At 43.7% G+C, this 7811-nt stretch carries 9 protein-coding genes and 1 tRNA gene; 9 read left to right on the top strand and 1 reads right to left on the bottom strand.

Annotation, left to right across the window (positions count from 1 at the left end):
• Positions 1-249: 249 nt before the first annotated feature.
• Positions 250-1752 carry an alpha-amylase family glycosyl hydrolase gene (locus tag CHU92_RS03580; protein WP_094412683.1) on the bottom strand — a complete coding sequence of 501 codons (1503 nt, stop codon included), beginning with the start codon at positions 1750-1752 and terminating at the stop codon, positions 250-252.
• A gap of 136 nt (positions 1753-1888) precedes the next feature.
• Here CHU92_RS03580 and udk point away from each other — a divergent pair, with 136 nt between their 5' ends.
• From udk to CHU92_RS03535, 9 genes are all read left to right on the top strand, one after another.
• Positions 1889-2497: a uridine kinase gene (gene udk, locus CHU92_RS03575; RefSeq protein WP_094412681.1), complete on the top strand. Its 609-nt coding sequence runs from the start codon at positions 1889-1891 to the stop codon at positions 2495-2497.
• A 39-nt stretch (positions 2498-2536) separates the two neighbouring features.
• Positions 2537-2890: a four helix bundle protein gene (locus CHU92_RS03570; RefSeq protein WP_094412679.1), complete on the top strand. Its 354-nt coding sequence runs from the start codon at positions 2537-2539 to the stop codon at positions 2888-2890.
• 82 nt (positions 2891-2972) lie between these two features.
• The gene (locus CHU92_RS03565) at positions 2973-3314 is read left to right on the top strand and encodes an FtsB family cell division protein (protein ID WP_094412677.1); all 342 of its coding nucleotides are present in this window, start codon (positions 2973-2975) and stop codon (positions 3312-3314) included.
• Between the two features lie 12 nt (positions 3315-3326).
• Complete coding sequence (locus tag CHU92_RS03560) at positions 3327-4700, top strand: methylmalonyl-CoA mutase subunit beta (protein ID WP_094412675.1); 1374 nt, start codon at positions 3327-3329, stop codon at positions 4698-4700.
• A gap of 33 nt (positions 4701-4733) precedes the next feature.
• Entirely contained in the window at positions 4734-4961 is a 228-nt protein-coding gene (locus CHU92_RS03555) for a hypothetical protein (protein ID WP_094412673.1), read from the top strand.
• Positions 4951-5238 carry a type II toxin-antitoxin system RelE/ParE family toxin gene (locus tag CHU92_RS03550; protein ID WP_094412671.1) on the top strand — a complete coding sequence of 96 codons (288 nt, stop codon included), beginning with the start codon at positions 4951-4953 and terminating at the stop codon, positions 5236-5238. Before CHU92_RS03555 ends, CHU92_RS03550 begins: the two co-directional genes overlap by 11 nt.
• Positions 5239-5244: 6 nt before the next feature.
• Positions 5245-7386: a methylmalonyl-CoA mutase gene (gene scpA / locus CHU92_RS03545; RefSeq protein WP_094412669.1), complete on the top strand. Its 2142-nt coding sequence runs from the start codon at positions 5245-5247 to the stop codon at positions 7384-7386.
• 104 nt (positions 7387-7490) lie between these two features.
• Positions 7491-7601, top strand: coding sequence for a 30S ribosomal protein THX (locus CHU92_RS03540; protein WP_094412667.1), 111 nt, complete (start codon positions 7491-7493; stop codon positions 7599-7601).
• A gap of 88 nt (positions 7602-7689) precedes the next feature.
• Positions 7690-7763, top strand: a tRNA-Pro gene (locus CHU92_RS03535).
• Positions 7764-7811 lie beyond the last annotated feature (48 nt).

The following is a 7811-nucleotide window of genomic DNA, read 5'->3' as shown; positions in this document are numbered from 1 at the left end:
CAAGAAAAACGTAAAAAAACCGTCTCAAGTTGTGAGACGGCTTCTTCGAATTTTAGGGATACCTGCCATCAGGAGCAGGAAGCCAGTCGCACTTTTGCAACAGCCGTTTCCTGCTGTCAGCTATATCTCCCCGCCGCAAAAGCAGGCGGCGGGGAGGATGCCGCCTCCATCAGGGCTATAGGTAAGATGAGGGCATACCGGCCAAGTATGATTAGGCTGTCCAGGGGCTGTGCGCCTTATGATGAAAACTTATTCTGTATGGCGGGGTACGTAATTCATTCTCCAGACCTGTACAGCATAAGGAGGCATCACCACCGCCCTGCTGCCGTTCTTAAAATTATCTACACGGTCACCCAATAACAATTTTGCGGAAGATAGTTTTAAGGAGTTATCTGCAAGTATGGCTGTCTCTTCATTTCCTGAAAGGTTTATTACCACAAGTGTGGCCAGGTTTTTATAGATCCGGAGGAAAGAAAATACATTTTCACCGGAGTTAGGTGTTTCTTTATAGCTGCCCGCCATAAAGCCGGGGTCGGTTTTGCGCAGCTTTATCAGTTGCCTGTAATAATTTAGCAATGACTGCGGATCGGCAGCCTGATCTTCAGCGGTAACTGTTTCGGGCGAAGCGCCGGTATTCCATGTTACCATTCCTGTACCTTTGCCCGGTGCATACCAAGGGAATGGCTCATTAACCGGAGTTGCCGCTGCTTTAATGCCAAGTTCCTGCCCATATTGTATAGATGGCACCGCGCCTAAAAACAGATTTAGCGCTGCCGCTATTTTGAGTTTCTGTTCATTCGTGCCCTGTGCTGATGCTATGCGTGGCATATCATCATTCTCTGCCATAACAATAACATTTTTACCTTCGGGTACCTGGTTAAAGGCAGCTTCGGCGGCTGCCGCAAGGGTGTTTTTACTAAATGATGCTAAGGCCTTTGCGGGTTCATAAGCATACAGCCCGTCAATCCCTGCTGTAAAATAACTGCTGAAAGAGGTTTCCCTGGCTGCAGGCTCAGCAAAAAAGCGCAACGCAGGGTTAGCCTTTCTAAGGTCTGCCATAACAGGCGCCCAAAAATCGTTTAAAAGGTTTTTCATCCTGCCGTCGCTCCCGGTATTGTCAGCAAGCCCGTTGAATTTATACCCGTCAGCCCCATCATTAAGAAGGCTGTCGCCATTAGGGTCAAGCCAGTATTTCAATGTTTTGGAAATATACTCCTTTACGGCCGGCTCTTTTAAATTTACAACGGCAATTTCATCTTTCAGGGCCGTGTTATCCTTAAGCATGGGTGTAGCAGCATAAAAATAGGGCTGCCGGTTAGCTTTATCGGTATAAATGATGTATTTGCTGTACTTTGATGACGGATTATTAAAGGAGCCGGTAAACCAGGCATGCTTCCGGGAAACATACTGCATTTCAATCTCCTGGTAAACTTTCATCTTCCTGCGGTGTACCTCAAGCACCAGGTCGCGGTATTCTTTAAGCCCTCCGAATGACGGATCTATCTTTTCAAAATCATCTGCAAAGTAGTTATGGCTGTAACCTGATTGGTAGAGCGGCGAAAGCACAATAGCCGTAACGCCAAGCTGTTCAAGGTAGTCCAGCTTTTGCTGCACACCTTTCAAATCGCCCAGGCCATCGCCGTTGCTGTCAAAAAAATTACGCTGAGACACCTGGTACAGTATATCGGGCTTCTGTGCACCGGCAATAAAGGGAAAAGATAATAAAGCAAAAAATAAATACAGATTTTTCATAAGCAATTTGTCTTACTCCCAAAAGTAATGCATTTGCAAATTATAAAGCCGCACAGGCACACAAATTCTTAACTTAAAAAACTAACTTCGGCAATCATATTTGTTATTTTTGCAAAAAATTTAACAATACAACTTAATGCTTATCATAGGAATTGCAGGAGGTACAGGCAGCGGAAAAACCACTGTTGTACACCAGATAATGAACGAGCTGCCTTCAACTGAAGTGGGCATCATATCACAGGACCATTACTACAGGGAAACATCAAACCTCAGTTATGAAGACCGTGCAAAGATAAACTTTGACCACCCGAGGTCAATAGATTTTGAGTTGCTGGTATCACACCTCAGGGAACTTAAGGCCGGCCGTAATGTAGAGCAGCCGGTTTATTCATTTGTTACCCATAACCGCACCGACGATACTATACTTACCCATCCAAGGAAAGTAATGATTGTAGAAGGCATACTTATACTGGCCAATGCTGAACTGAGGGATATGTTCGACATAAAGATATATGTACACGCCGACTCTGACGAAAGGCTGATACGCCGCCTGAAACGCGATATAGCCGAACGCGGGCGCGATATGGAAGAGGTGCTGAACCGCTACCAGACCACCCTGAAGCCTATGCATGAACAGTTTATAGAACCTACTAAAGCCTATGCTGATATTATAATACCTAACGATAAATATAACACGGTGGCCATTGATGTGGTTAGGGCGGTGATTAATCAGAGGATACTATAGGAAAGTCCAAATCACAAAATCCAAATATTAATAGCTCTTATGGAAGGAAAGATATATGATTTGGAACAAAGAACTTTTCTGTTTGCACGTGATTGCAGATTTTTGCTAAAAAAAATCCCGAAAACAATCCAGGTAATTGAAGATGGAAAACAGTTAATCAGGTCTTCCGGTTCAGTGGGAGCTAATTATATTGAAGCAAATGAAGCTTTAAGCAAAAAAGATTTCTATTACAGAATTAAAATTTGCCGTAAAGAATCAAAAGAATCTTTTTATTGGCTTTCTTTGTTAAAGGTTTGTAATCCAGATTTTGAAAGGGATATGGAGCTGCTCATTGGGGAGGCAGATGAATTAAAAAAAATATTTTCTTCAATTCTTGAAAAGTCGTCTTTATAAATCCTGATATGTGCCTGGTTTAATATAGCTGCAACAGTTTGTAATTTGGGATTTGGTCATTGGAATTTATTATTTTAGCCATATGAAACTGAAAAACATAACCAATACATATCCTTTCCTTAAAATATTAGGGAACAGATATGTATTGGTTACTATTTTCTTTATTGTGTGGATTTTATTCCTTGATAATTACTCTTATCTTGAACACAGGGTGCTTGATAAACAGATTGATGAGCTTGAAGAAAACAAGGAGTACTACATACAGGAGATCAAAAAGGACAGCACCAGCATAAAACAGCTTAAAGACCCTGACCAGGTTGAGAAGTATGCGCGCGAAAAATATTTTATGAAGCGCGAAAATGAAGATATTTATATTATAGAATTTGAAGACAGTATTCCTGAAGAGAAAACAAAATCCCTATAAAACCGTTCACGCATGAGCGAAAAACTATTTGAAGATTTCAGCCCCGTTACATCTAAGCAGTGGAAACAGCAGGTACAATATGAGCTTAAAGGCGCTGATTACAACGAAACGCTTGTTTGGGAGAGCCCCGAAGGTATTAAAGTTAAGCCTTTTTATCATATTGATGAGTTTAAGGGCGGGGCGGATGTAACTACAAAAGCTGCGGCGTTTAAAATATGCCAGAACATTTTTGTACATGATGCAGATAAATCGGCTAAAAGGGCTTTAAGCACATTGAACAGGGGTGCTGAGGCCATACGGTTTACTATTGAAGACGAAAACACTGATGTTGAAAAACTGGTGGCAGCACTGCCTCTTGCACACACGCCTGTATATTTTTATTTGAATTTCCTTTTAATCGATTTCGTTAAAAAGCTTGATGACATTGCCAAAAACAGGAATGCAGCCTTTTATGTGCAGCTCGATCCTGTGGGCCGGCTGGCAAAAGAAGGCAACTGGTTCAGTAACCTTGAAAAAGATTTCGATGCACTCAATACCATCGCCATCGCCTGTCCTAACCTTCACTTTTTATGTGTCGACGGCAGCCTGTACCAAAATGCGGGAGCTACTATTGTGCAGCAGATTGCTTATACCCTGGCCCATGCCAACGAATACTTTAACCGCGTCGCTACAATAAATAAGCCTGTTGTGCTACAGGTGTCTGTGGGCACCAACTACTTTTTCGAAATTGCCAAGCTGCGTGCGTTAAGGCTGTTGTTTAACCTTATAAGCAAGGAGTATGACCATAACTTCGACTGCCATATTATAACTACGCCCACCAGGCGCAACAAAACACTATACGATTATAACGTAAACATGCTGCGCACTACTACCGAGTGCATGAGCGCTATACTGGGTGGAGCCGATAGTGTTGCCAACTTGCCTTATGATGCCATTTATCATAAAGACAATGAGTTTGGCGACAGGATTGCGCGCAACCAGTTACTGATACTTAAAAATGAAAGCTATTTTGATAAAGTGAACAACCCGGCTGACGGAGCTTATTACATTGAGGAACTTACACAGCAGCTGGCTGAAAAAGCGCTTGCTTTGTTTAAAGATATTGAAGCCAACGGTGGGTTTATAACGCAGTTGATTGAAGGCACCATCCAGCGGAAGATACAGGAAAGTGCCGCCAAAGAACAGGAACTGTTTGATAGTGGAAAAGAAATACTGCTGGGCACCAACAAATATCCTAACAAGAATGACAGGATGAGCGGCGATTTGGAACTTTACCCCTTTGTAAAAACCAATCCGCGCAAAACGCTTATTACACCCATTATAGAAAAAAGGCTTGCTGAAAAAATGGAGCAGGAAAGGCTGGAGCAGGAGAAAGAGCCGGCATAAAGTAATAATTTGTAATTTTACTAAAAACAGGATATGGAAGCTATCAGGCAATATTTGAAAGTTAAGGGAAGGACACTGGAAGTAGTACTTCCTGATGACTTCATAGCAGATGAAGTTGAGGTTATTGTACTTGCAAAAGATGGTTTCGAATTGACTGAAGAGATGAAAGCAACTTTAAATGAAAGGCTTAACGAACCTGCTGAAGGTTATATTACATCTGAAGATTCACTGAACAGGTTGAAGAAAAGAAATGGCTTATAGAATTATTATTTCACCACAAGCCCAAGTTGACATTGAAGATGCTTTTGATTTCTATGCAACAAGAAGTGAAACAGCCCCTTCAGGATTTATAAATGATATTGAAGAGGCATATTCAAACCTCTCCCTTAACCCTTTTTATAGAGTTAGATATAAAGATTTCAGAGTGCTGCCATTAAAAAGATTTCCTTTTATCCTTATATTTTTAATTGACGATGATACAGTAATTATAAAAGGCTGTTTTCATACATCAAAAAATACATCAAAGTATCCAAGATAAATACTGATGAGAAAAAACCTTCACCATATCACCCTAAAAGATTCTGTTGCTACAGAACACAAAGCACTTGCTACCGAACAGGAAGCTTTTGTTACTGCCGAAGGCATTGCTGTAAAACCCACGTATACTGACGAAGACATTGCCAACATGGAGCACCTTGAGTTTGGGGCCGGCTTTGCGCCAAACCTTCGCGGGCCATACGCCACCATGTACGTGCGCCGCCCGTGGACCATCAGGCAGTATGCAGGATTTTCGACCGCGGAGGAAAGCAACGCCTTTTACCGCCGCAACCTTGCTGCCGGGCAAAAAGGACTCTCTGTGGCGTTTGACCTTGCTACCCACCGCGGGTATGATTCTGACCACGAACGTGTGGTAGGCGACGTTGGCAAAGCCGGTGTGGCCATTGACAGTGTAGAGGATATGAAAGTGCTGTTTGACCAGATTCCGCTAAACGAGATGTCGGTGTCTATGACCATGAATGGCGCCGTACTGCCCATCATGGCTTTTTATATTGTTGCCGCCGAAGAGCAGGGCGTGAAGCCTGAACTGCTTAGCGGTACCATACAAAACGACATCCTTAAGGAGTTTATGGTACGTAACACGTACATCTACCCTCCTGCCCCGTCAATGAAAATTATAGCCGACATCTTTGAGTTTACCAGCAGGAAGATGCCTAAATTCAACTCCATCAGTATCTCGGGCTACCACATGCAGGAAGCCGGTGCCACGGCTGATATTGAGCTGGCTTATACCCTGGCTGACGGACTGGAATATATAAGGACCGGCCTTGCTGCAGGCATGAAAATAGATGATTTTGCGCCGCGGCTTTCGTTCTTCTGGGCCATCGGCATGAACCATTTTATGGAGATTGCGAAGATGCGGGCAGGCCGTATGCTTTGGGCAAAGCTGTTAAAGCAGTTCGACCCGAAAGATGAGAAATCACTTGCATTGCGTACCCATTGCCAAACCAGCGGCTGGAGCTTAACCGAGCAGGATCCGTTCAACAATGTAGCACGTACGGCTATTGAAGCAGCTGCCGCGGCTTTTGGAGGTACACAGTCGCTGCACACCAACGCCTTAGATGAAGCCATTGCACTTCCAACTGATTTTTCGGCACGTATAGCACGTAACACACAGATATTCCTTCAGGAGGAAACCAAGATAACAAAAACGGTAGACCCTTGGGCTGGCAGCTATTACGTGGAAAGCCTGACGGATGAGATTGCCAAAAAAGCATGGGCCTTAATACAGGAAGTAGAAGAATTGGGTGGCATGACCAAGGCCATTGAAGCCGGCATACCAAAACTTCGCATTGAAGAGGCCGCAGCGCGTAAGCAGGCACGCATTGACAGCGGACAGGATATTATTGTAGGCGTTAATAAATACCGCCTGGAGAAGGAAGACCCTCTTCATATTCTGGATGTAGATAACCAGATGGTGCGCCGCCAGCAGATTGAAAGGCTGGAACAAATAAAAGCTACCAGAGATACTGCCAAAGTACAGGAATGCCTGGAGAAGCTTACCGCCTCTGCACAATCAGGCGAAGGTAATTTACTGGAACTGGCTGTGGAAGCCGCACGCCACAGGGCTACCCTTGGCGAGATAAGCGATGCGCTGGAGAAGATTTACGGAAGGTATAAAGCACAAATTAAATCATTTAGCGGAGTGTACAGCAAAGAGATTAAGAACGATGAAAGCTTTGAAAAAGCAAAACAGCAGGCTGATGAGTTTGCTAAGCTGGAAGGCCGCCGCCCAAGGATAATGATTGCCAAAATGGGCCAGGACGGGCACGACCGCGGCGCAAAGGTAGTAGCCACAGGCTATGCCGATGTAGGCTTTGATGTGGACATTGGCCCACTGTTCCAGACACCAGCCGAAGCTGCCAAGCAAGCAGTGGAGAATGATGTGCATATACTGGGTGTATCATCTCTTGCGGCAGGGCATAAAACACTGGTGCCACAGGTTATTGAGGAGCTAAAGAAATATGAGCGTGAAGATATCATGGTTATTGTGGGTGGTGTTATACCTGCCCAGGATTACCAGTACCTGTTTGATGCAGGCGCGGTCGCGGTTTTCGGGCCCGGAACTAAGATTAGCGATGCAGCAATTAAAATGCTTGAGATACTAATACAGGGATTTGAGGAGTGAATCTAACACGATAGCATAATGAAAAGATATCTTTAACATATCCGGGGCTCTTTTTTTACCAATGGATTTTTAAATTTGTGTAGTAACTTCAAAATTTATCTTTTATGGGAAAAGGAGATCCTAAAACTAAAAGAGGTAAAATTTGGCGTGGCTCCTACGGTGTCAAACGCCGCAAGAACAAAGGTGCTGCTGACAGGCAGGAAAATGCCTCTTAAAAATGTAAGGTAACCCCGGCGGTTACCTTTTTTTGTACTTCTGTTTTATTATTAGTACAAAACCAATATATTTGCACACTTGAAAATTCGGGATGTAGCGCAGCCTGGTAGCGTACTAGCATGGGGTGCTAGGGGTCGCTGGTTCGAATCCAGTCATCCCGACATAAAGAAGCCGTCTCACAACTTGAGACGGTTTTTTTACGTTTTTCT

The organism is Flavobacterium cyanobacteriorum (assembly GCF_002251835.1).
GTDB classification, from domain to species: Bacteria; Bacteroidota; Bacteroidia; order Flavobacteriales; family Flavobacteriaceae; genus Flavobacterium; species Flavobacterium cyanobacteriorum.
This window is presented reverse-complemented; position numbering and strand designations above follow the sequence as displayed.